This is a genomic window from Streptomyces sp. NPDC048659, from assembly GCF_040650575.1.
Taxonomy (GTDB): Bacteria; Actinomycetota; Actinomycetes; order Streptomycetales; family Streptomycetaceae; genus Streptomyces.
This window is the reverse complement of the sequence record NZ_JBEZHM010000062.1, coordinates 1-21,184: the sequence shown is the minus strand read 5'-3', so window position 1 is coordinate 21,184 and position 21,184 is coordinate 1. Positions and strand designations below refer to the sequence as shown.

Annotated in this window: 20 protein-coding genes and 1 pseudogene; 18 read left to right on the top strand and 3 right to left on the bottom strand. The window is 73.9% G+C overall.

Features of this window, described 5'->3' with window-relative positions:
- Positions 1 to 279: 279 nt before the first annotated feature.
- The 12 genes from AB0C99_RS33025 (at position 280) to AB0C99_RS32970 (ending at position 14,565) form a co-directional block, all read left to right on the top strand.
- Positions 280 to 1,938, top strand: coding sequence for a CTP synthase (locus AB0C99_RS33025; RefSeq protein ID WP_362483145.1), 1,659 nt, complete (start codon positions 280 to 282; stop codon positions 1,936 to 1,938).
- Positions 1,939 to 2,042: 104 nt separating this feature from the next.
- Positions 2,043 to 2,669, top strand: coding sequence for an NUDIX hydrolase (locus tag AB0C99_RS33020; protein ID WP_362483113.1), 627 nt, complete (start codon positions 2,043 to 2,045; stop codon positions 2,667 to 2,669).
- Positions 2,670 to 2,922: 253 nt separating this feature from the next.
- Entirely contained in the window at positions 2,923 to 5,058 is a 2,136-nt protein-coding gene (locus AB0C99_RS33015) for an AAA family ATPase (protein ID WP_362483111.1), read from the top strand.
- Between the two features lie 181 nt (positions 5,059 to 5,239).
- Positions 5,240 to 6,355 carry an alanine dehydrogenase gene (ald, locus tag AB0C99_RS33010; RefSeq protein WP_362483110.1) on the top strand — a complete coding sequence of 372 codons (1,116 nt, stop codon included), beginning with the start codon at positions 5,240 to 5,242 and terminating at the stop codon, positions 6,353 to 6,355.
- A gap of 469 nt (positions 6,356 to 6,824) precedes the next feature.
- Positions 6,825 to 7,850, top strand: a complete 1,026-nt coding sequence (locus AB0C99_RS33005; protein WP_046909525.1) for a ParA family protein — start codon at positions 6,825 to 6,827, stop codon at positions 7,848 to 7,850.
- Positions 7,847 to 8,341, top strand: a complete 495-nt coding sequence (locus AB0C99_RS33000; protein WP_362483143.1) for a hypothetical protein — start codon at positions 7,847 to 7,849, stop codon at positions 8,339 to 8,341. Before AB0C99_RS33005 ends, AB0C99_RS33000 begins: the two co-directional genes overlap by 4 nt.
- Positions 8,342 to 8,386: 45 nt before the next feature.
- Positions 8,387 to 9,787 (top strand): ScpA family protein, encoded by a 1,401-nt coding sequence (locus AB0C99_RS32995; protein ID WP_362483108.1) that lies wholly within the window; start codon positions 8,387 to 8,389, stop codon positions 9,785 to 9,787.
- Complete coding sequence (gene scpB / locus AB0C99_RS32990; RefSeq protein ID WP_362483106.1) at positions 9,784 to 10,386, top strand: SMC-Scp complex subunit ScpB; 603 nt, start codon at positions 9,784 to 9,786, stop codon at positions 10,384 to 10,386. Before AB0C99_RS32995 ends, scpB begins: the two co-directional genes overlap by 4 nt.
- On the top strand, positions 10,386 to 11,609 hold the full coding sequence (locus tag AB0C99_RS32985) for a pseudouridine synthase (protein WP_362483104.1): 1,224 nt from the start codon (positions 10,386 to 10,388) through the stop codon (positions 11,607 to 11,609). The genes scpB and AB0C99_RS32985 overlap by 1 nt, the downstream gene beginning before the upstream one ends.
- A gap of 177 nt (positions 11,610 to 11,786) precedes the next feature.
- On the top strand, positions 11,787 to 12,815 hold the full coding sequence (locus tag AB0C99_RS32980; RefSeq protein WP_362483103.1) for an AAA family ATPase: 1,029 nt from the start codon (positions 11,787 to 11,789) through the stop codon (positions 12,813 to 12,815).
- Complete coding sequence (locus AB0C99_RS32975; RefSeq protein ID WP_362483101.1) at positions 12,812 to 13,552, top strand: NUDIX domain-containing protein; 741 nt, start codon at positions 12,812 to 12,814, stop codon at positions 13,550 to 13,552. The genes AB0C99_RS32980 and AB0C99_RS32975 overlap by 4 nt, the downstream gene beginning before the upstream one ends.
- 32 nt (positions 13,553 to 13,584) lie before the next feature.
- Positions 13,585 to 14,565, top strand: coding sequence for an ADP-ribosylglycohydrolase family protein (locus AB0C99_RS32970; protein WP_362483141.1), 981 nt, complete (start codon positions 13,585 to 13,587; stop codon positions 14,563 to 14,565).
- Between the two features lie 7 nt (positions 14,566 to 14,572).
- On the opposite strand, the gene AB0C99_RS32965 is transcribed toward AB0C99_RS32970, so the two are convergent.
- From AB0C99_RS32965 to AB0C99_RS32955, 3 genes are read right to left on the bottom strand one after another with little or no spacing between them, the layout of a single operon-like run.
- Positions 14,573 to 15,280 (bottom strand): nucleotidyltransferase domain-containing protein, encoded by a 708-nt coding sequence (locus tag AB0C99_RS32965; protein ID WP_362483100.1) that lies wholly within the window; start codon positions 15,278 to 15,280, stop codon positions 14,573 to 14,575.
- A 10-nt stretch (positions 15,281 to 15,290) separates the two neighbouring features.
- Positions 15,291 to 15,719, bottom strand: coding sequence for a Rieske (2Fe-2S) protein (locus tag AB0C99_RS32960; protein ID WP_362483099.1), 429 nt, complete (start codon positions 15,717 to 15,719; stop codon positions 15,291 to 15,293).
- Between the two features lie 44 nt (positions 15,720 to 15,763).
- Positions 15,764 to 16,099 (bottom strand): DUF952 domain-containing protein, encoded by a 336-nt coding sequence (locus tag AB0C99_RS32955; protein WP_362483097.1) that lies wholly within the window; start codon positions 16,097 to 16,099, stop codon positions 15,764 to 15,766.
- A 139-nt stretch (positions 16,100 to 16,238) separates the two neighbouring features.
- On the opposite strand from AB0C99_RS32955, the gene AB0C99_RS32950 reads away from it, so the two are divergent.
- The 6 genes and pseudogenes from AB0C99_RS32950 to der form a co-directional block, all read left to right on the top strand.
- A complete protein-coding gene (locus AB0C99_RS32950) occupies positions 16,239 to 16,679 on the top strand; it encodes a YidB family protein (protein WP_362483096.1) in 441 nt (146 codons plus the stop codon).
- A 102-nt stretch (positions 16,680 to 16,781) separates the two neighbouring features.
- A complete protein-coding gene (locus AB0C99_RS32945) occupies positions 16,782 to 16,943 on the top strand; it encodes a hypothetical protein (RefSeq protein WP_362483094.1) in 162 nt (53 codons plus the stop codon).
- On the top strand, positions 16,940 to 18,028 hold the full coding sequence (locus AB0C99_RS32940; RefSeq protein WP_362483092.1) for a prephenate dehydrogenase: 1,089 nt from the start codon (positions 16,940 to 16,942) through the stop codon (positions 18,026 to 18,028). Before AB0C99_RS32945 ends, AB0C99_RS32940 begins: the two co-directional genes overlap by 4 nt.
- Before the next feature lie 136 nt (positions 18,029 to 18,164).
- Positions 18,165 to 18,839, top strand: a complete 675-nt coding sequence (gene cmk, locus AB0C99_RS32935) for a (d)CMP kinase (RefSeq protein WP_362483090.1) — start codon at positions 18,165 to 18,167, stop codon at positions 18,837 to 18,839.
- Positions 18,840 to 18,892: 53 nt separating this feature from the next.
- Entirely contained in the window at positions 18,893 to 19,480 is a 588-nt protein-coding gene (locus AB0C99_RS32930; RefSeq protein WP_362483139.1) for a lysophospholipid acyltransferase family protein, read from the top strand.
- Positions 19,481 to 19,550: 70 nt separating this feature from the next.
- Positions 19,551 to 20,990, top strand: a pseudogene (gene der / locus AB0C99_RS32925) (ribosome biogenesis GTPase Der); the annotation flags it as partial.
- Positions 20,991 to 21,184: the final 194 nt, after the last annotated feature.

The window sequence follows — 21,184 nt, the reverse complement described above, 5'->3', positions numbered from 1 at the left end:
GAGCACGACCGATCACCCCGCCGGAACCGCGACCGTGCCCCGCCGCCGCTCCCGGGCCGAGCCGCCCGGCCCACGGCGTGTCGCGGTGCGTACGCACCCGACTGCCCCGTGTGGCCGGAAGCGGTCTCCCGATGTCGCTGATACCCTGGTACCCCGTGGACCGGTGGGAAACGGCGACAGCCGAGGACCCCGCAACCGCAGCGACGGCACCCCCCGATTCTTCCGGAGGGAACGCCGGTACGCACCTCCAAACGCGACCACGGGAGCCCCCTCTTGGCGATGCCGCCCAACACCACGACGACCAAGCACATCTTCGTCACCGGGGGTGTCGCCTCCTCGCTCGGCAAGGGCCTCACGGCCTCCAGCCTGGGTGCGCTCCTCAAGGCCCGGGGCCTGCGGGTCACGATGCAGAAGCTCGACCCCTACCTGAACGTCGACCCGGGCACCATGAACCCGTTCCAGCACGGCGAGGTGTTCGTCACCAACGACGGCGCCGAGACCGACCTGGACATCGGCCACTACGAGCGCTTCCTCGACGTCGACCTCGACGGCTCGGCCAACGTCACCACCGGCCAGGTCTACTCGCAGGTCATCGCCAAGGAGCGGCGCGGCGAGTACCTCGGCGACACCGTCCAGGTCATCCCGCACATCACCAACGAGATCAAGTCCCGCATCCGCCGCATGGCGACGGACGACGTGGACGTCGTGATCACCGAGGTCGGCGGCACCGTCGGCGACATCGAGTCGCTGCCGTTCCTGGAGACCGTCCGCCAGGTCCGCCACGAGGTCGGCCGCGACAACGTCTTCGTCGTGCACATCTCGCTGCTGCCCTACATCGGCCCCTCCGGCGAGCTGAAGACCAAGCCGACCCAGCACTCGGTCGCCGCCCTGCGCAACATCGGCATCCAGCCCGACGCGATCGTGCTGCGCGCCGACCGCGAGGTCCCGACCGCCATCAAGCGCAAGATCTCGCTGATGTGCGACGTCGACGAGGCCGCCGTGGTCGCCGCCATCGACGCCAAGTCGATCTACGACATCCCGAAGGTGCTGCACACCGAGGGCCTGGACGCCTACGTCGTCCGCAAGCTGGACCTGCCCTTCCGCGACGTGGACTGGACCGTCTGGGAGGACCTCCTGGACCGCGTCCACAACCCCGACCACGAGGTCACCGTCGCGCTCGTCGGCAAGTACATCGACCTGCCCGACGCCTACCTCTCGGTCACCGAGGCCATGCGGGCCGGCGGCTTCGCCAACAAGGCCCGGGTCAAGGTCAAGTGGGTCACCTCCGACGACTGCAAGACCCCGGCCGGCGCCGAGAAGCAGCTCGGCGACGTCGACGCGATCCTCATCCCCGGCGGCTTCGGCGACCGCGGCGTGAGCGGCAAGGTCGGCGCGATCCAGTTCGCCCGCGAGAAGAAGGTGCCGCTGCTCGGCATCTGCCTCGGCCTGCAGTGCATCGTCATCGAGGCGGCGCGCAACCTGGCCGGCATCCCCGAGGCCAACTCCACCGAGTTCGACCCCGCCACCGCGCACCCCGTCGTCTCGACGATGGAGGAGCAGCTGGCGTACGTCGAGGGCGCGGGCGACCTGGGCGGAACGATGCGCCTCGGCCTCTACCCGGCCAAGCTCGCCGAGGGCTCCGTCGTGCGCGAGACCTACGCGGACGAGCCGTACGTCGAGGAGCGCCACCGCCACCGCTACGAGGTGAACAACGCGTACCGCGCGGAGCTGGAGAAGAAGGCCGGCCTGGTCTTCTCCGGCACCTCCCCGGACAACAAGCTCGTCGAGTTCGTCGAGTACCCGAAGGACGTGCACCCCTACCTGGTCGCCACCCAGGCGCACCCGGAGCTCAAGTCCCGCCCGACCCGCCCGCACCCGCTCTTCGCGGGCCTGGTGAAGGCGGCCGTCGAGCGCAAGACGGGCAAGCCGGCCCAGTAGCCGCCGCGCGTTAACGTTGCCGGGGTACGGGTCCCATCCGGGACGCGTGCCCCGGTTTTCGTATGTCGTAGTCGCGTCCAGCGGTTCATGTGGGAGGACAGCCGATGCAGGTGCAGGACACCCCGGAGGAGTGGCGGGTCGTCGCCTCGACCACCCCCTTCAAGGGAAACAAGACGAGCGTCCGCACGGACGACGTGGTCATGCCGGACGGCTCGACGGCCCGCCGCGACTACCAGGTGCACCCCGGTTCGGTCGCGGTCCTCGCCCTCGACGCTCAGGACCGGGTCCTGCTGCTCAAGCAGTACCGCCACCCGGTGCGGCAGAAGCTCTGGGAGATCCCCGCCGGGCTGCTCGACGTGGTCGGCGAGAACCCGCTGCACGCCGCCCAGCGCGAGCTGTACGAGGAGGCCCACGTCAAGGCCGAGGACTGGCGGGTCCTCACCGACGTCTACACCACCCCCGGCGGCTGCGACGAGGCCGTGCGGATCTTCCTCGCCCGGGACCTCGCCGAGGCGGAGGGCGAGCGGTACGAGGTCTCCGACGAGGAGGCCGACATGGAGCTGGCCCGGGTGCCCCTCGCGGAGCTCGTCCGCGGCGTGCTCGCCGGCGAGCTGCACAACAACTGCCTGGTGGTGGGCGTCCTCTCGCTGACGGCCGCGCTGGGCGGCGACGGCCTGGACGCCCTGCGCCCCGCGGACGCGCCCTGGCCGGCCCGGCCCTTCGAGGCGTAGGGCCCGCGCGGCGGGGCCCCGAGGGGGGCCCCGTACCGCCGGTCAGACAATCCAGTGATCCGATCGGGGGATTCGTCCGCCGCGCTCCGCCGGGTCCGCCCCGTGCGCTGAACTACGCTCGGGAGCGCCCGTGCGGAGCCCCCCGCGGGATCGGCTCGTGCGCAGGTGGACGGGAGCGTGGCCCGTGACGGATCAGGCGGTTGGGGGTCTCCCCGGACGGGGTCCGGGGGAGGGTCTCCCCGGACGCGGGCTGATGGAGGGTGCCCCTGGACGCGGTCCGGGGGACGGTCTCCCCGGACGCGGTCCGGGGGAGGCGCCTCCCGGAAGGGCCCTGGGCGGGACTCCCCCCGGACGGGCTCCGGGCGAGACGCCCCCCGGACGCGGTCCGGGCGGGACTTCCCCCGGACGCGGTCCGGGGGCGGCCGGCGCCCCGCGGTTCCACGGCCGCCAGCGGGAGCTGAAGGCCCTGCGCGCCGACATCGAGCGCACCGGCCTCGACACCCTCACCGGCCGCAAGGCCCCGCGCGCCCGGGTCCTGCTGATCGCGGGCAAGCCCGGCTCCGGGCGCACCGCCCTCGCCGAGGAGCTCGTCGCGCAGCTCGCCGCCGACTACCCCGACGGGGTCTTCCGGGTCCGGCTCACCGAACCCGGCGGCGACCCCGTCCCCACCGGCCGCGCCGCCCAGGAACTGCTCGCCGCCCTCGGCGTCGCCGAGCCCCCGGGCGCCGCCGAGGACGAGCTCGGCTCCCTGGTCCGCGCCGCCTTCGCCGGGCGCCGGGCGCTGCTCCTGCTCGACGACGCCGTCGACGCCGAGCAGGTCGACCCGCTGCTCCCGGACAACCCCGACAGCCTCGTCGTCGGCGTGGCCCGCGGCCCGCTCACCGGCATCCCGGACGTGCGGCCCTGCACCCTCGGCGGCCTCGACGCCAAGTCGGCCATCGAACTGCTCACCTCCTACACCGGCTCCGTCCGGGTCACCGTCGACCCGCAGGCCGCCGAGAGCCTGGCCGAGGAGTGCGGCGGGCTGCCCGGCGCCCTGGTGCTGGCCGGCGGCTGGCTCGCCGCCCGGCCCAAGGCGTCCGTCGCCGACCTCGGCAAACGGCTGCGCGCGCTCAGCGGCGACCCGGTCACCCGCGCCTTCACCCTCGTCCACGCCTCGCTCCCGGCGCCCGCCGCGCGGATACTGCGACACCTCTGCCTGGCCCCGCTCGGCCGGGCCGACGCGCACACCGCCTCCGCGCTGGCCGGCTGCTCGGTCTCCGCCGCGGCCACCACCCTCGCCGACTTCGCCGCCACCGGGCTCGTCCGGGAGGTCCCCGGCGGGGACGGCCAGTACGAGCTGCCCGCGCACCTCGTCCCGCTGCTGCGGGCCCAGGTAGAGGAGTGCGACCGGCCCGCCGAGACGCAGCTCGCCCGGGCCCGGATGCTGGAGCGGACCGTACGGCTCCTCCAGTCGGGGCGGGCGACCACCGAACCCGAGGGCTCCCCGGCCCGCCGCCGGCTGGCCGGGCTGCCCCGCGCGCTGCGCTTCCCGAACGAGGCCACCGCCGCCGCCTGGCTGGAGAGCCGCCGCCCGGTGCTGCTCGCCGCCGCGCGCCTCGCCGTCGCCGACGGGGAGCTGGACACCCTGGCGCGCCGGCTGATCGCCGCCCTGGTGCGGGCGCTCGCCGCGCACCGGGGCGCCGAGGCGGCGGCCCCCGACCTCTACGGGCTGCACAAGCTGGTGCTGGACGTCGCCGAGCGGCGGGGGCTGCACCGGGAGCGGGCCGCGGCGCTGCTGAACCTGGCGGACCTGGACGCGCGCACCGGACGCACTCAGGACGCATTGCTGCGATATCGGTCGGCATTGGAGGCCGGAAGAGAAGCAAATGATCCGTACGCGGTGGGTCGCGCGATGGAATCCGTAGGCGGGGCCTACCAGGAGCTGGGAGACTGGTACCGGGCCGGCGACTGGTACGGCAGGGCGCTGGCCCAGCGGCTGGCCCGGGACGAGCGCACCGACCAGGCCCGGCTGTACGGCCGGCTCGGCGCGGTGCACACCTACGCGGGCCGCTACGGCGAGGCGCTGCGCAGCTGGCGGGCGGCGGCGGCGGGTTACCGCAGGCTGGCCGATCTCCCGGGCTACGCACGGGCGTTGAGCGAGGCGGCCCGGGTCCAGGAGTACGCGGGGCGCCCCGAGGAGTGCCTGCGCACCTGCGAGGAGGCGGTCGAGTGGGCCCGGCGGGCCCGGGACGTACGGCTCCAGGCGGCGCTCCAGCTCCGGCTGGCGGACACCCTGGACCGGCTCGGCGACCCGGCGGCGGCGCGATTGCACAGGTCGGCGGCGGAGAGACTGCTGGGAACCGAGGCTTCCGCCTACGAAATCCGTAGTGCTTCTGTCGAAGATTAGTACTTTGAAAGGCTAGACAGCGGGAACTCCTTCATTAGACTGGGTGAGCCGCGTTCGGTCGCGGTCTGTGCCGGTGCGCCGCAGTGCATCCGGGTATGTATGGCTATGCCGGGCTTCGTCCGGTGCCGCCAGCGCCACAGTCACCCCCGTATTCACCCTGATTCAAGGACCGTGATCGACGATGAAGGTCGGCATCCCCCGCGAGGTCAAGAACAACGAGTTCCGCGTGGCCATCACCCCCGCCGGTGTCCACGAGCTCGTCCGCAACGGCCACCAGGTCTTCGTCGAGCAGAACGCCGGTGTCGGCTCCTCGATCACGGACGAGGAGTACGTCTCGGCCGGCGCCGAGATCCTCGCCACCGCCGACGAGGTCTGGGCCACCGCCGACCTGCTGCTCAAGGTCAAGGAGCCCATCGCGGAGGAGTACCACCGCCTCCGCAAGGACCAGACCCTCTTCACCTACCTGCACCTCGCCGCCTCCCGCGAGTGCACGGACGCGCTCCTGGAGTCCGGCACCACCGCCATCGCCTACGAGACGGTGGAGACCGCCAACCGCGCGCTCCCGCTGCTCGCCCCGATGTCCGAGGTCGCGGGCCGGCTGGCCCCGCAGGTCGGCGCCTACCACCTGATGCGCTCGGTCGGCGGCCGCGGCGTGCTCCCCGGCGGCGTCCCCGGCACCCACCCCGGCGAGTGCGTGGTCATCGGCGGCGGCGTCTCCGGCTGGAACGCCGTGCAGATCGCCATCGGCCTGGGCTTCCACGTGACCCTGCTCGACCGCGACATCAACAAGCTGCGCGAGGCCGACAAGATCTTCGGCACGAAGGTCAAGACGATCGTCTCCAACGCCTTCGAGCTGGAGAAGGCCGTCATCGAGGCCGACCTCGTCATCGGCGCCGTCCTCATCCCGGGCGCCAAGGCCCCGAAGCTGGTCACCAACGAGCTCGTCGCCAAGATGAAGCCCGGAAGTGTCCTTGTCGACATCGCGATCGACCAGGGCGGCTGCTTCGAGGACTCCCACCCGACCACCCACGCCGAGCCGACCTTCCAGGTCCACAACTCGGTCTTCTACTGCGTCGCCAACATGCCGGGCGCGGTTCCGAACACCTCCACCTACGCCCTCACCAACGCCACGATGCCCTACATCGTGTCGCTGGCGAACAACGGCTGGGTCGAGGCGCTGCGCCGTGACGCCGCCCTCGCCAAGGGCCTCAACACCCACGACGGCAAGGTCGTCTACAAGGAGGTGGCCGAGGCCCACGGTCTCGACCACGTCGAGCTGAGCAGCCTCCTGGGCTGACCCTCCCGTCGCTCCAGACAAGAGGAGAAACGGTCGGTCAACGCCTTCCGTCAACCTCACGCATCGGGCCGGACCTTGTCGAGCAAGGTCCGGCCCGTCGTGCGTCCGGCCACCGTCCGACGGCCGGTCAACTCGCCTCGAACGTAACTCTTTAACCGTTTCGCGCACCCGTGAAACGTACGGTTCCGTGCCTGCGCACCCTTGACAGCGGGGTGTTCGGTTGCCGACACATCGGGCCGGGTCCGGCGGATTGTGTTGCTGCGGAGCGGTGACACGCCATAGAGTCGCCAACCGTCGGCATGGTGCCACGCTGACCTATCGATAAATGTTCCTGGTCACATCCAAGGAGGTAAGACGACTTGTGAATGAGTCGACATTTACTCCCGGGGGTGCGGAGCCAGGAGCCCCGATCGGCTCCGTCGCGGTGCGGACCTTCGCGACGCACCAGCCCATGACGCCAGCCCATACGATGAAGATGACGGACGGCCTACACGTGAACGCCACGGCCGGCAACGAGATGGGCCGAGAGTCCACCCACTTCGCCGCCTTTGACGAGGTGCCCGAGGGGCACTTCTACGACCCCGACGCCGAGTACGAGCCCGACCCGGAGTACGCGGCCACCCTCGCCCCCGACGCTGCCCGCCAGCGCCGCGAGCGGATCGGCCCCACCGGACGGCCCCTGCCGTACTTCCCGATCCCGGGCCCGCTGACCGACCACGGTCCCGCGAAGATCATCGCGATGTGCAACCAGAAGGGCGGCGTCGGCAAGACCACGTCGACCATCAACCTGGGCGCCGCGCTCGCGGAGTACGGCCGGCGGGTGCTGCTCGTCGACTTCGACCCGCAGGGAGCCCTGTCGGTCGGCCTCGGCGTGAACCCGATGGAGCTCGACCTCACCGTCTACAACCTGCTCATGGAGCGGGGCATGTCGGCGGACGAGGTGCTGCTCAAGACCGCGGTCCCCAACATGGACCTGCTCCCGAGCAACATCGACCTCTCCGCCGCCGAGGTGCAGCTGGTCTCCGAGGTCGCGCGCGAGTCGACGCTCCAGCGGGCGCTCAAGCCGCTGATGAACGACTACGACTACATCGTGATCGACTGTCAGCCCTCGCTCGGCCTGCTGACCGTGAACGCCCTGACGGCCGCTCACAAGGTCATCGTCCCGCTGGAGTGCGAGTTCTTCGCGCTGCGCGGAGTGGCCCTGCTGACCGAGACGATCGAGAAGGTCCAGGAGCGGCTCAACCCGGACCTGGAGCTCGACGGCATCCTCGCCACGATGTACGACTCGCGGACGGTGCACTCGCGCGAGGTGCTGGCGCGCGTGGTCGAGGCGTTCGACGACCACGTGTACCACACGGTGATCGGCCGGACCGTGCGCTTCCCGGAGACCACGGTCGCCGGTGAGCCCATCACCACGTACGCCTCCAACTCCGTGGGTGCCGCCGCCTACCGTCAGCTCGCCAGGGAGGTGCTCGCCCGGTGTCACGCCGAGTGAGTCTGCCCGGCGCCGACGAACTGTTCCGTACGACCGGCGGGATGGCGCTCCAGGCGTCCACGCCGCGCCGGGCCGTGCCGGCACCGGCGGGCGAGAGTGACACGGCGGCCTCAGAGGGTGGCGCGGGTGGGTCGGAGCACGCCGCCGCGGACTCCGAGGCCGCCGAGCCGCGCGCCCGCGGGGCGGAGCCGGAGGCCGCGGCCTCCGCTCCGGCGAAGGGGCCGGCCGCCGCGCAGGCAGCCGCCCGCCGGCGGGCGCGCGCCGCCAACCGGCGGCCCAGTGGGCGCGAGCGCCACGACGAGAAGATCACGGTCTACGTCTCCGCCGAGGAGCTGATGGACCTGGAGCACGCGCGCCTGGTGCTGCGCGGCGAGCACGGCCTGGCGGTCGACCGCGGCCGGATCGTCCGCGAGGCGGTCGCGGTGGTCCTGGCGGACCTGGAGTCCCGCGGCGACGCGAGCATCCTCGTCCGCCGCCTGCGGGGCCGCTGACGGTAGCCTGCGGGCTCCCGCACCCCCGTTCCACCAGGACCCCCGATGCCCCGCCCCCCTGACGAAACGTCCCGCCCACCCCACCACCGCCGCCTCCTGGGCCACGGCCCGGGCACCCGGCCCCCTGCCACCCCGCCAACCCCGCCCGACCGGGCCGCGTGGCCGCCACCGGGGGAGCCGGACGAGCCGGACGAGCCGCGGGGCCCGGGGGAGCCGCAGGAGGGCCCCCAGGAGCCGCAGGCGGGCCCGGAGGAGCCGTACGCGGGCCCGGAGGGCGCCGGGGAGGCCCTTGGGGCGCCCGTAGGGGCCGAGGACGCGGCGGAGGCCGTGGAGGAGCTCGTACGGTCCGAGGGGGCCGATGACGCCGTCGCGGGGCCTGTGGCAGCCCTGGACGCTCTTGTACGGCCCGAGGGGGCCGAGGCTGCTCCCGTACGGCCCGAGGGTGCCCAGCGCGCCTCCGTCCCGCCCGAGGCGGCCGAAGACGCCGCCGCCGAAGGGCCCGCGGCAGCGCCGGACACTCCCGTCCGGCGCGAGGGGGCCGTGCACGCTCCCGTACACCCTGAGGCGGCCGAGCCCGCCCCCGCCGTCCCGCCCGAGGCCGCCCCGGACGCCCCCGAGCCCTCGCCCGGTGACGGGCGGTTCACCGTGCGGCTCGACAACTTCGAGGGGCCGTTCGACCTGCTGCTCCAGCTCATCGCCAGGCACCGCCTCGACGTCACCGAGGTCGCGCTCTCCAAGGTCACCGACGAGTTCATGGCGCACATCCGGGCCATGGGGCCCGACTGGGACCTCGACCAGACCACCGAGTTCCTGGTCGTCGCCGCCACGCTGCTCGACCTCAAGGCCGCCCGGCTGCTGCCCGCCGCCGAGGTGGAGGACGAGGCCGACCTCGCCCTCCTGGAGGCGCGGGACCTGCTCTTCGCGCGGCTGCTGCAGTACCGCGCGTACAAGAAGATCGCCGAGATCCTCGCCGGGCGCTGGGAGGGCGAGGGCCGCCGGTACCCCCGGACCGTCGGCCTGGAGCCGCACCACGCCGAGCTGCTGCCCGAGGTCGTCATCTCCATCGGCGCCGAGCGCTTCGCCGCCCTCGCGGTCAAGGCCATGCGGCCGAAGGCCGAGCCCACCGTGTACGTGGACCACATCCACGCGCCGCTCGTCAGCGTCCGCGAGCAGGCGGGCGTCGTCGTCGCCCTGCTGCGCGAGCGCGGGGTGCTGAGCTTCCGGGAGCTGGTCGCGGGCGCCGAGGACACGCTCACCGTCGTCGCGCGTTTCCTCGCCCTCCTGGAGCTCTACCGCGAGAAGGCCGTCGCCCTCGACCAGGAGACCGCCCTCGGCGACCTCACCGTCTCCTGGACGGGCGGCGGGACGGACCCCGCCGGGGCCGTCACCGACGAGTTCGACCAGGAAGCCCGCCCCGACCCCGCGCACCAGGAGGCCGCCCGATGAGCGAGCTCGCCCTCAAGCCCGCGCTCGAAGCCGTCCTCATGGTCGTCGACGAGCCCGCCACCGAGGCCCACCTGGCCAAGGTGCTCGACCGCGCCCCGCGCGAGGTCGCCCAGGCCCTGCGCGAGCTCGCCGACGAGTACACGGCCCAGGACCGCGGTTTCGAGCTCCGGGTCGTCGCCGGCGGCTGGCGTTTCTACACCCGCGCCGCCTACGCGCCCGCAGTCGAGGCGTTCGTCCTGGACGGGCAGCAGGCCCGGCTCACCCAGGCGGCCCTGGAGACCCTGGCGGTCGTCGCGTACCGCCAGCCGGTCAGCCGTTCGAGGGTCTCCGCGGTCCGCGGCGTGAACTGCGACGGCGTCATGCGCACCCTGCTCCAGCGCGGTCTGGTGGAGGAGGCGGGCACGGAACCCGAAACAGGTGCGATCCTGTACAGGACGACGAACTACTTCCTGGAGCGGATGGGCCTGCGCGGCCTGGACGAACTCCCGGAGCTCGCGCCCTTCCTCCCCGAGGCGGAAGCGGTGGAGCCGGACTCCCTGGAGGGCGTGCCGTCGTTCGATCCCGACGCAGACGAGACAGACGAGACTACGGAAGACTGATGCGAAGCAGCGGCAGGAACAGCAGCGGAAACAACGGCGGGAGCCGTGGTGGCAACAGCGGCAGCCGCGGCGGCAGCAGCGGTGGCGGCGGCTACCGGGGCGGCTCCGGTGGCTCCGGCGGTGGCGGTGGCTACCGAGGTGGCTCCGGCGGCTCCGGCGGCGGTGGCGGCTACCGGGGTGGCTCCGGCAGCGGCGGCTCCGGTGGCGGCGGCGGCCGCGACGGCCAGAAGCGCTCGGTGAGCCCGCGCCGCCCCCGTCCCGAGGAGCGGAGCTACGACGTCGACGGCCTCGCCGGGCGTCCCTCCGACGGCCAGCGCCGCGGGCGCGGCGACGCCGCGCGCGGTGGCGCGAAGGGCGGCCCCAAGCAGTCCCCGAACCGCGGCGGCGGGCGCACCGCCCCCGCGCGGTCGCGCGAGTACGAGACCCGCGCGGAGGAGCGCAACCGCGAGCGGTACGCGGGCAAGCCCGAGATCAAGACCCCGAAGACCTTCCCCGGCGCCGAGCAGGAGGGCGAGCGGCTGCAGAAGGTGCTCGCCCGCGCGGGCTACGGCTCGCGCCGCGCGTGCGAGGAGCTGATCGAGCAGGCGCGCGTCGAGGTCAACGGCGAGATCGTGCTGGAGCAGGGCCTGCGCGTGTCGGACAACGACGAGATCCGCGTCGACGGCCTGACGGTGGCGACCCAGTCGTACCAGTTCTTCGCGCTGAACAAGCCGGCCGGTGTCGTCTCCACCATGGAGGACCCGGACGGCCGCCAGTGCCTCGGCGACTACGTCACCAACCGTGAGACGCGGCTCTTCCACGTCGGCCGGCTCGACACCGAGACCGAGGGCATCATCCTGCTCACCAACCACGGCGAACTGGCCCACCGTCTGACCCACCCCAAGTACGGCGTGAAGAAGACCTACCTGGCCGCCATCACCGGCCCGCTGCCCCGCGAGGTCGGCAAGCGGCTGAAGGACGGCATCGAGCTGGAGGACGGCTACGCCCGCGCCGACCACTTCCGGGTCGTCGAGCAGACCGGCAAGAACTACCTGGTCGAGGTCGTGCTCCACGAGGGCCGCAAGCACATCGTGCGCCGGATGCTGGCCGAGGCCGGCTTCCCGGTCGAGAAGCTGGTCCGCACCGCCTTCGGCCCGATCGGCCTGGGCGACCAGAAGTCGGGCTGGCTGCGCCGGCTGAGCAACACCGAGGTCGGGATGCTGATGAAGGAGGTCGGTCTCTAGGACCGGCCCTCCTCCGGGGACCCCGGGAGGCCCGTGACCGCACCGCGGTCACGGGCCTCCGTGCGTCCCGCCCGCCCGCCGCTTCGCCCTCGCACTCGAATTTCGTCCTTGTGTGCGAATCGTCGCGGGTTTATAGTCAGGGTGACTTTTATACGGTACGGGGTGGGAGGCGACCGCATGAAGCGTTACGGGCACGGCCTGGTCCTCGGCGCGTTCTGCCCGCCGCACGCCGCCCACCACCGGCTCGTCCGCACCGCCCACGAGCGCTGCGAGCGGCTCACCGTCCTCGTCCGCGGCTGCCCCGACGACCCGCTGCCGCTGGCCGAGCGGGTCGCCTGGATGCGCGAGATCCACCCCGAGGCCCTCGTCACCGGCACCACCGTCGAGGACCCGCTGCGCGCCGTCCGCGAGCCCGTCGACGCCGTCTTCACCCCCGGCCGCCCCGCCGAGGACGTGCTGGGCGACCCCGCCGCCCACTGGGATCTCCTGGAGGCGCCCGTCCGCGCGGCGCTCACCCGCCGCGTGGTCGTCCTCGGCGCCGGCCACACCGGCACCACCACCCTGGTCCGCGCCCTCACCGCCCACTACCGCGCGCGCGGCGGCGTCTGGGCCCGCACCCGGTACGTCCCCGAGTACGCGCCGGAGTACCGCGCCGCCCGCGACGGCGCCCCGCTGCGCTCCGGCGACTTCCCGCTCATCGCGCTGGGCCAGGCCGAGCGCGAGGAGGAGCGGGCCCGGGACGGCTCCCCGGTCCTCTTCTGCGACACCGACGCCTTCACCGTCACCATCCGGCACGAGACCCACCTGGGCACCCGCAGCGCCGACACCGGCGAGATCGCCGCCCGCGCCCGCCACCACCTGTGGCTGCTCACCGACCACCGGGGCGTCGCGGCGCCGGTGGGCCCGCCCGGCCCCGTCGGCACCTCTGGCCCCTTTGACCCCGTCGGACCCGACGGCCTCTCTGGCCACTTCGGTGCTGCCGGCACCGACGGCCCCTCTGGCTCCTTCGGCCCCGCCGGCCCCGCCGGACCCGTCGACCCCGGGGCCGCCGCCCGGCTGCGGGACTGGGCCACCGCCCGGCTGCTCACCCAGCTCACCCGCACCGGCCGCCCCACCGCCGTCCTCACCGGCCCCCACGAGGAGCGCCTCGCCGCCGCCGTCGCGGCCGTGGACGCCCTGCTCGCCGCGCCCCTGGAGCGCCGGTGACCACGGCCCACCCGGCCCTGGACGGCTACGACCCCCGCGCCTTCGAGCCCTTCGCCCTCACCGCCGACCTCGCCGTGCTCACCGTCCGGGGCGGCCGGCTGCACGTCCTGCTCGTCGAGCGCGGCCAGGAGCCCTACGCCGGGAGCTGGGCGCTACCCGGCGGCTTCGTGCGGCCCGACGAGTCGGCCGAGCTCGCCGCCCGCCGCGAACTCGCCGAGGAGACCGGCCTGTCCGGCACCACCGCCGCCCGGCTCCACCTGGAGCAGCTGCGCACCTACAGCGACCCGGACCGCGACCCCCGGATGCGGGTGGTCTCCGTCGCCTTCGCCGCGCTCGTGCCCGACCTGCCCGAGCCGCGCGGCGGCGGGGACGCGGCCCAGGCCCGCTGGCTGCCGTACGAGTCGGCCCGAGGGCTCGCCTTCGACCACGACCGGATCCTCGCCGACGCCCGCGAGCGCGTCGGCGCCAAGCTGGAGTACACCTGCCTCGCCACCGCCTTCTGCCCGCCCGAGTTCACCCTCGGCGAGCTGCGGGAGGTGTACGAGACGGTCTGGGGCGTCCCGCTCGACCGCCCCAACTTCCGGCGCAAGGTCCTCGCCACCCCCGGCTTCGTCCGGCCCGTCGAGGCACCACCGCGCCGCACCGGCGGACGGGGGAAACCGGCCGCTCTCTACCGGGCGGGCGAGGCCACCGCGCTGCACCCGCCGCTGCTGCGACCGGAAGGACGATCCGCGTGACCCGCACGACGAAGAAGGCCGCGACCGGGACGATGCTGGGGCTGGCGCTGGGGGACGCGCTGGGCCGCCGTACGGAGTTCAGCGACGTCCCCATGATCCTCAGGTGGTACGGCCCCTGGCGGGAGCTGGCGCTCCCCGAGGACGCGAAGATCACCGACGACACCCAGATGACCCTCGCCCTGGCCCGGGCCCTGCGCGCGGGCGAGGAGCGCGGGGTGGCCGGTCCTGAGCGCCTCGCCGACCTGCTCCGCGAGGAGTTCGTCGGCTGGTACCGCTCGCCGGACAACAACCGGGCGCCCGGCCGCACCTGTCTGAACGCCTGCGCCTTCCTCATGACCGACCGCCCCTGGCAGGACGCCAGCCAGATCCACTCCAAGGGCTGCGGCGCCAACATGCGGGTCGCCCCGCTCGGCCTGCTGCCCGGCCTGACCGACGCGCAGCGGTCCGGCGCCGCCCAGCTTCAGTCGGCGCTCACCCACGGGCACCCCACCGCGCTGGCCGCCTCCGACCTGACCGCCCGCGCCGTGTGGCTGCTCGCGGAGGGGGCCGACCCGGCCGGGCTCGTCGGGCAGCTGCGCTCCTACGCGTACGAGAGCCGGGACCGCTACGACGAGCGCTGGCTCGGCGACCTGTGGACCCGCTCGCAGGACCCCGACGCCGCCCACTTCGCGCGGCGCGGCTGGGACGAGTGCCTCGCCGTGCTCGAACGGCTCGACGCCGTCCAGCGCACCGCCGACCCGGAGCTCGACCCCTGCGCGTACACCGGCGACGGCTGGATCGCGGAGGAGGCCCTGGCCACCGGCCTGCTCTGCTTCCTGCTCTTCCCCGACGAGCCGCTCACCGCGCTGCGCCGGGCCGCCTGCACCCGGGGCGACTCCGACTCGATCGCCTGCCTCGCGGGCGCCTTCGCGGGCGCCCACCTCGGCGCGGACGCCTGGCCCGCCGACTGGGTCGCGCCGATCGAGCACCGCGACGAGCTGCTGGCCTTCGGGGCGCTCTGGGACGCCGTCTAGGGCAGGCTCAGAGCGCCGAGGCGCGGGCCCGGGTCAGGAAGTCCTCGACGCGGGCCCGGTCCGGGGCGGCCGGCAGCGGGCTGCCGGCGAGGGCGCGGTCGGCCTCGTCGCCGAGCCGGGCCATCCGGCGCTCGACCTCCGCCCAGGGCACCTCGCCCCGCTTCACCGCCAGCAGCCGCTCACGCTCCGCCTCGCCCACGTCGATCCGGAGTTCGCCGCTGCGCAGCAGGTCGCGGCAGCTCGTCAGCAGGCGCAGCAGGTGCATGGCGTGCTTCCAGCGCGGGGCGCCGTACTGGCGCACGTCCGCCTCCAGCTTGCGGCCCTGGCCCTGCGCGTACCGCACGAAGGAGGTGTGCGCCGTGCGGGACAGGAAGGCGCCGCGCAGGTCGAGGAGTTCGCGGCCGACTGTGTCCACGTGCTCGACGATCGGGGAGTGGAGGCACTCCAGGACGTTGGGGTTGCTGCGCAGCGCGAGCTCGCAGAACCGTTCCAGCTCCCAGCTGAACTGCTCCTCGGCCGGGCCGTCCACATGGGCCGGCGGCTTCTCGAAGCGCCAGAAGAGCGGGGTCGGGGCGAGATAGACGCCCCGCCGGTCGACGTCGCTGTCCTCGGTCGCCAGACCGAACGCGCGCGACCCCATGACACACGAGTAGACCGTGTGGTCGCGGACCAGTTCTTCGGGGGTGAGGGGGGCCAAGGCAGCCGGGGGAGTCATGCGCGCCAGGCTAGGCCAGCGTGATGGCGCCCGCCGACACATTAATCGGCTCCTCGGGCAGCGGGCGGGGCGCCGGCCCGGCCGCCACCGTGCCGTCGGCGACGCGGTACTTCGAGCCGTGGCAGGGGCAGTCGATGGTGCCGTCGGCGACCCGGTCGACCAGGCAGCCCTGATGGGTGCAGACCGCCGAGAACGCCTTGAACACACCGGCCGACGGCTGGGTGACCACGATCTGCGCGTCCTTGAAGACGGTGCCGCCGCCGACCGGGATGTCCGCGGTCCGGGCGAGCGGCCCCGCCGAGGACGTGCCGCCGGTGCCGCCCGTACCGCCGTCCCCGCCGCCCGAGCCCCCTCCGCAGCCGGAGACGGCGGAGACGGAGGCCAGGACGGCGCCGCCGGCCAGCAGCGCGGAACGGCGGGGGAGGGAGTCGGCAGTCATACGGCCAGGGTGGCGGGGCGACGCCCGCCCGCGCGGCGACACGCCTACGCCCAGGGCGTCAGCTCCCTCGCACGGCCGTCGGCGTCCCGCCGCACCTCCAGGACGCCCGTCACCGCCGCCCGCTCGACCGGCCCGTACACATGCGGGAAGAGCCGGTCCTCCGAGCCCTCCCAGCGGACCTCGCCGGAGAGCCGGGCCGGGTCGATCACCAGCACCAGGAGCGGGCCGGCCACGTCCCGGTAGTGGGCGTCGGCGACGGCCAGGGCGGCCGGCTCGTCCGGGGAGCAGTGGACGAAGCCCTCGGCCGCGAGGGAGGGCGGGGCGTAGGGGAGCGAGGGATCGGCGGACCATGCGTCCAGCGGTACGACGTGCAGCAGCATCCGACAGTTGTACCCCGCCCGCCCCCGCCGCACCCCGCGCCGGACCGCTACCCCGAGTGGCGGAACGCACCGGTACGGGCGAGATTGGGCGTGTTCCCCTCGGGCCCTCCTCGAACGACTCGAACGAAAGGCACCCCCCATGGCGGGAAACGATCTCGGCAGTCTCCTCGGCGGCCTCCTCGGCGGCGGCTCCGGCGGCCAGGGCGGCTCCGGCGGCGGCGCGGGCAACCTCCTCGGCGCCCTGCTCTCCGCGCTCGGCGGCGGCCAGAGCGGCAGCAGCGGGAGCTCCAACCCGCTCGGCGGGCTCCTCGACATGCTGACCAAGTCCGGCCTCGCCGACCAGGCCCAGTCCTGGATCGGCACCGGCGACAACAAGGCCGTCAGCGGCGCCCAGATCGCCGAGGCCCTCCCCGACGACGCCCTGCGGCAGGCCGCCGAGCAGGCCGGGGTGAGCCCCCAGGAGGCCGCCGACCAGCTCGCCCGGGCGCTGCCCCAGGCCGTCGACAAGCTGACCCCCGGCGGCGACCTGCCCCAGGCGGGCACCTCCCTGGAGGACCTGATCCGGCAGCAGAACCTCTGAACCGTCTCGAAGGACGGGCGCGCCGCGACGGTGCTCCGGACGGCTGACTAGGCTGGCCGGAGCACCGGCACAGGCGAGAAGGCGAGAAGGGGTGACGGCATCGTGGACGTCCCCCTGAGCCGCGCCCGGGAGCTCGGCACCGAGGGCGCGCTGCCCCGGGCCGGCCGGCTCCCCGCGCACGCCGAGCCGGCGCCGCCCACGTCCCGGACCGCGCACGCCCGCCTCGGCGCCGCGGCCACCCTGCGCAAGGACATCGCCCCGTGAGAACCGCGCTCGTCATCGGAACCGGCCTGATCGGCACCTCGGCGGCGCTCGCCCTCGCCGGCCGGGGCATCCGCGTCCACCTGCGCGACCACGACCCCTCCCGCGCCAGCACCGCCGCCGCGCTCGGCGCCGGCACGGACGAGGCCCCCGAGGGCCCGGTGGACCTCGTCGTCGTCGCCGTACCCCCCGCGCACACCGCCGGCACCCTCGCCGGGGCCATGCGCGCCGGGCTCGGCCGCGGCTACATCGACGTGGCCAGCGTCAAGGGCGGGCCCAAGCGGGAGCTGGAGGAGCTCGGCCTCGACCTCACCGCCTACATAGGGACGCACCCGATGTCCGGCAAGGAGCGCTCCGGGCCGCTCGCCGCCACCGCCGACCTCTTCGAGGGCCGCCCCTGGGTGCTCACCCCGGGCCGGGACACCGACACCGAGGTCCTCAACCTCGCCCTGGAGCTCGTCGCGCTCTGCCGGGCCGTGCCCGTCGTCATGGACGCCGACGCCCACGACCGGGCCGTCGCCCTCGTCTCGCACACCCCGCAGCTGGTGTCCTCGATGGTCGCCGCGCGCCTGGAGCAGGCCGACGAGACCGCCGTGCGCCTCTGCGGCCAGGGCATCCGCGACGTCACCCGGATCGCCGCCTCCGACCCGCGCATGTGGGTCGAGATCCTGTCCGCCAACCCGGGCCCCGTCGCCGACGTCCTCGCGGGCGTGGCGGCCGACCTGGACGAGACGGTACGGGCGCTGCGCGCCCTGGAGTCCGGCGACGACGCGAAGCGCCGGGCCGGGGCCTCCGGTGTCGAGGACGTGCTGCGCCGCGGCAACGCCGGCCGCTCCCGCGTCCCCGGCAAGCACGGCGCCGCCCCCACCGCGTACGAGACGGTCGTCGTGCTCATCAGCGACCAGCCCGGCGAGCTGGCCCGGATCTTCGCCGACGCCGGCCGCGCCGGTGTCAACGTCGAGGACGTACGCATCGAGCACGCCACCGGCCAGCAGGCGGGCCTGGTCCAGCTCATGGTCGATCCCTCGGCCGCCCCCGCCCTGGCGGAGGCGCTGCGCGAGCGGGGCTGGGCGCTGCGGACCGGCTGAGAGCCCGGGTCCCCGGGGCCCCGGCGCGGGCTCCGGGGACCGCTGGGCCGAACGGGGGCGGGGGACTCGGTAACCTTGTGGGGGTCCCCGCACGTCCGCCGGGGCCTCCCGCTCACCCAGGAAGGCGTTCCCCACCGTGGAAACCGTGATCGTCGCCATCGACGGCCCCTCCGGCACGGGCAAGTCGAGCACCTCGAAGGCGGTGGCCGCCAAGCTGGGGCTGAGCTACCTCGACACCGGCGCCCAGTACCGGGCCATCACGTGGTGGATGATCAGCAACGGCGTCGACGTCCACGACGCCGAGGCCGTCGCCAACGCCGCCGCCAAGCCCGTCATCGTCTCCGGCACCGACCCGGCCCGGCCCACCATCACCGTCGACGGCGTCGACGCGGCCGGACCGATCCGCACCGAGGAGGTCACCTCCAAGGTCAGCGCGGTCAGCGCCGTCCCCGAGGTGCGCGCCCTGATCACGGAGCTCCAGCGGTCCATCGCCAAGGGCGCCGAGCGGGGCATCGTCGTCGAGGGCCGGGACATCGGCACCACCGTGCTGCCCGACGCCGACCTCAAGATCTTCCTCACTGCCTCCCCGGAGGCCCGCGCCGCCCGCCGCTCCGGCGAGGTCAAGGGCGCCGACGTGCACGCCACCAGGGAAGCCCTGATCAAGCGGGACGCGGCCGACTCCAGCCGCAAGACCTCCCCGCTCGCCAAGGCCGGCGACGCCGTCGAGGTCGACACCACCGAGCTCACCCTCGACCAGGTCATCGAGTGCGTCGTCACCCTGGTGGACGAGAAGCGGACGGCCGCCAAGTGACCCAGCCCTCCGGGAAGGGCGCCGCCGTCGGCCGGGGCATCGGCATCGGGCTGATGTACGGCTTCTGGAAGCCGCGCGTCCTCGGCGCCTGGCGGGTACCGGCCTCCGGTCCCGTCATCCTCGCCGTCAACCACGCGCACAACCTCGACGGCCCCATGCTCATGGGCACCGCCCCGCGCCCCGTGCACTTCCTCATCAAGAAGGAGGCGTTCGTCGGGCCGCTGGGCGCCTTCCTGGAAGGCATCGGCCAGCTCAAGGTCGACCGGGACAGCACGGACCGCGCCGCCATCGGCAACGCGCTCGCTGTCCTGGAGCAGGGCGGCGTCCTCGGGATCTTCCCCGAGGGCACCCGAGGCGAGGGCGACTTCGCGTCGCTGCGCTCCGGGCTCGCCTACTTCGCCGTCCGCGGCGGCGCCCCGATCGTCCCGGTCGCCGTCCTCGGCAGCACCGACCGGCCCGGCCGGCTGGTCAAGGCGCTGCCCCGGCTGCGCAGCCGGGTGGACGTCGTCTTCGGCGACGCCTTCGAGGCGGGCGACGGAAGCGGCCGGCGCACCCGCAAGGCATTGGACGAGGCGACCTTCCGGATCCAGGAGCGCCTCACCGACCACCTGAAAAACGCCAGGCGCCTCACCGGGCGCTGAGCGACACTCTGAGTAGTGGGCCCCGCCGCCCGGGGACCCACCGACCACGAATGATCAAGGAACGGACTTCATGAACGACCAGCACGACCACGGGGCACTTGGCGACGCCGAGTACGCGGAGTTCATGGAGCTCGCCGCGGAAGAGGGCTTCGACGTCGAGGACGTCGAGGGCGCGATCGAGGAGGCCGGGCACGGCCCGCTCCCCGTCCTCGCCGTCGTCGGCCGTCCCAATGTCGGCAAGTCGACCCTGGTGAACCGGATCATCGGCCGCCGCGAGGCCGTCGTCGAGGACAAGCCGGGCGTCACCCGCGACCGCGTCACCTACGAGGCCGAGTGGGCCGGCCGCCGCTTCAAGGTCGTCGACACCGGCGGCTGGGAGCAGGACGTCCTCGGCATCGACGCCTCCGTCGCCGCCCAGGCGGAGTACGCCATCGAGGCGTCCGACGCCTGCCTCTTCGTCGTGGACGCCACCGTCGGCGCCACCGACACCGACGAGGCCGTCGTCAAGCTGCTGCGCCGCTCCGGCAAGCCGGTCGTCCTCGCCGCCAACAAGGTCGACGGCCAGTCCGGCGAGGCCGACGCCACCGCCCTGTGGTCCCTCGGCCTCGGCGAGCCGTACCCGGTCTCCTCGCTGCACGGCCGCGGCACCGGCGACCTCCTGGACGCCGTCCTGGAGGCCCTGCCCGAGGCCCCCGAGCAGCGCTTCGGCAACGCCATCGGCGGCCCGCGCCGGATCGCCCTGATCGGGCGCCCGAACGTCGGCAAGTCCTCCCTGCTCAACAAGGTCGCCAACGAGGACCGCGTGGTCGTCAACGAGCTCGCGGGCACCACCCGCGACCCGGTCGACGAGCTGATCGTGCTCGGCGGCAAGACCTGGAAGTTCGTCGACACGGCCGGCATCCGCAAGAAGGTGCACCTCCAGGAGGGCGCGGACTACTACGCCTCCCTGCGCACGGCCGCCGCCGTCGAGAAGGCCGAGGTGGCCGTCATCCTCATCGACACCACCGACCACATCTCCGTCCAGGACCAGCGCATCATCACGATGGCGGTCGAGTCGGGCCGCGCCATCGTCATCGCCTACAACAAGTGGGACGAGCTCGACGAGGAGCGGCGCTACTACCTGGAGCGCGAGATCGAGACCGAGATGCAGCAGGTCTCCTGGGCGCCCCGGGTCAACGTCTCCGCCAAGACCGGCCGCCACATGGACAAGCTGGTCCCGGCCATCGAGACCGCCATCGCCGGCTGGGAGACCCGCGTCCCCACCGGCCGGCTGAACGCCTTCCTCGGCGAGATCGTCGCGGCCCACCCGCACCCGATCCGCGGCGGCAAGCAGCCCCGTATCCTCTTCGGCACCCAGGCCGGCACCAAGCCGCCGCGCTTCGTGCTCTTCGCCTCCGGCTTCCTGGAGGCCGGCTACCGCCGCTTCGTCGAGCGCCGGCTGCGCGAGGAGTTCGGCTTCGAGGGCACCCCGATCCACATCTCGGTGCGCGTCCGCGAGAAGCGCGGCAAGAACGCCAAGGCGAGCAAGACGGGATCACTCGTTCACGCTCCCGCGCCGGAATGCCGAGGGGTGAGGCGGGAGGACACTTCGGGTCACGATGCCGTCGACGAGTCGGCGAGGAAGCCCTGGTCGGGCGTCACCGACAGCGCGTCACGGGAGACGGTGACGTCGGCGACGGCCGTACGGGCTTCGGGGGCCGGCTC

Bases quoted from the DNA above. Each gene is read 5' to 3' on its own strand.
- AB0C99_RS33025 (WP_362483145.1), top strand. From the start codon at position 280: ATGCCGCCCAACACCACGACGACCAAGCACATCTTCGTCACCGGGGGT.
- AB0C99_RS33020 (WP_362483113.1), top strand. From the start codon at position 2,043: ATGCAGGTGCAGGACACCCCGGAGGAGTGGCGGGTCGTCGCCTCGACC.
- AB0C99_RS33015 (WP_362483111.1), top strand. From the start codon at position 2,923: ATGGAGGGTGCCCCTGGACGCGGTCCGGGGGACGGTCTCCCCGGACGC.
- ald (WP_362483110.1), top strand. From the start codon at position 5,240: ATGAAGGTCGGCATCCCCCGCGAGGTCAAGAACAACGAGTTCCGCGTG.
- AB0C99_RS33005 (WP_046909525.1), top strand. From the start codon at position 6,825: ATGAAGATGACGGACGGCCTACACGTGAACGCCACGGCCGGCAACGAG.
- AB0C99_RS32995 (WP_362483108.1), top strand. From the start codon at position 8,387: ATGCCCCGCCCCCCTGACGAAACGTCCCGCCCACCCCACCACCGCCGC.
- scpB (WP_362483106.1), top strand. From the start codon at position 9,784: ATGAGCGAGCTCGCCCTCAAGCCCGCGCTCGAAGCCGTCCTCATGGTC.
- AB0C99_RS32985 (WP_362483104.1), top strand. From the start codon at position 10,386: ATGCGAAGCAGCGGCAGGAACAGCAGCGGAAACAACGGCGGGAGCCGT.
- AB0C99_RS32980 (WP_362483103.1), top strand. From the start codon at position 11,787: ATGAAGCGTTACGGGCACGGCCTGGTCCTCGGCGCGTTCTGCCCGCCG.
- AB0C99_RS32970 (WP_362483141.1), top strand. From the start codon at position 13,585: ATGCTGGGGCTGGCGCTGGGGGACGCGCTGGGCCGCCGTACGGAGTTC.
- AB0C99_RS32965 (WP_362483100.1), bottom strand. From the start codon at position 15,280: ATGACTCCCCCGGCTGCCTTGGCCCCCCTCACCCCCGAAGAACTGGTC.
- AB0C99_RS32960 (WP_362483099.1), bottom strand. From the start codon at position 15,719: ATGACTGCCGACTCCCTCCCCCGCCGTTCCGCGCTGCTGGCCGGCGGC.
- AB0C99_RS32955 (WP_362483097.1), bottom strand. From the start codon at position 16,099: ATGCTGCTGCACGTCGTACCGCTGGACGCATGGTCCGCCGATCCCTCG.
- AB0C99_RS32950 (WP_362483096.1), top strand. From the start codon at position 16,239: ATGGCGGGAAACGATCTCGGCAGTCTCCTCGGCGGCCTCCTCGGCGGC.
- AB0C99_RS32930 (WP_362483139.1), top strand. From the start codon at position 18,893: ATGTACGGCTTCTGGAAGCCGCGCGTCCTCGGCGCCTGGCGGGTACCG.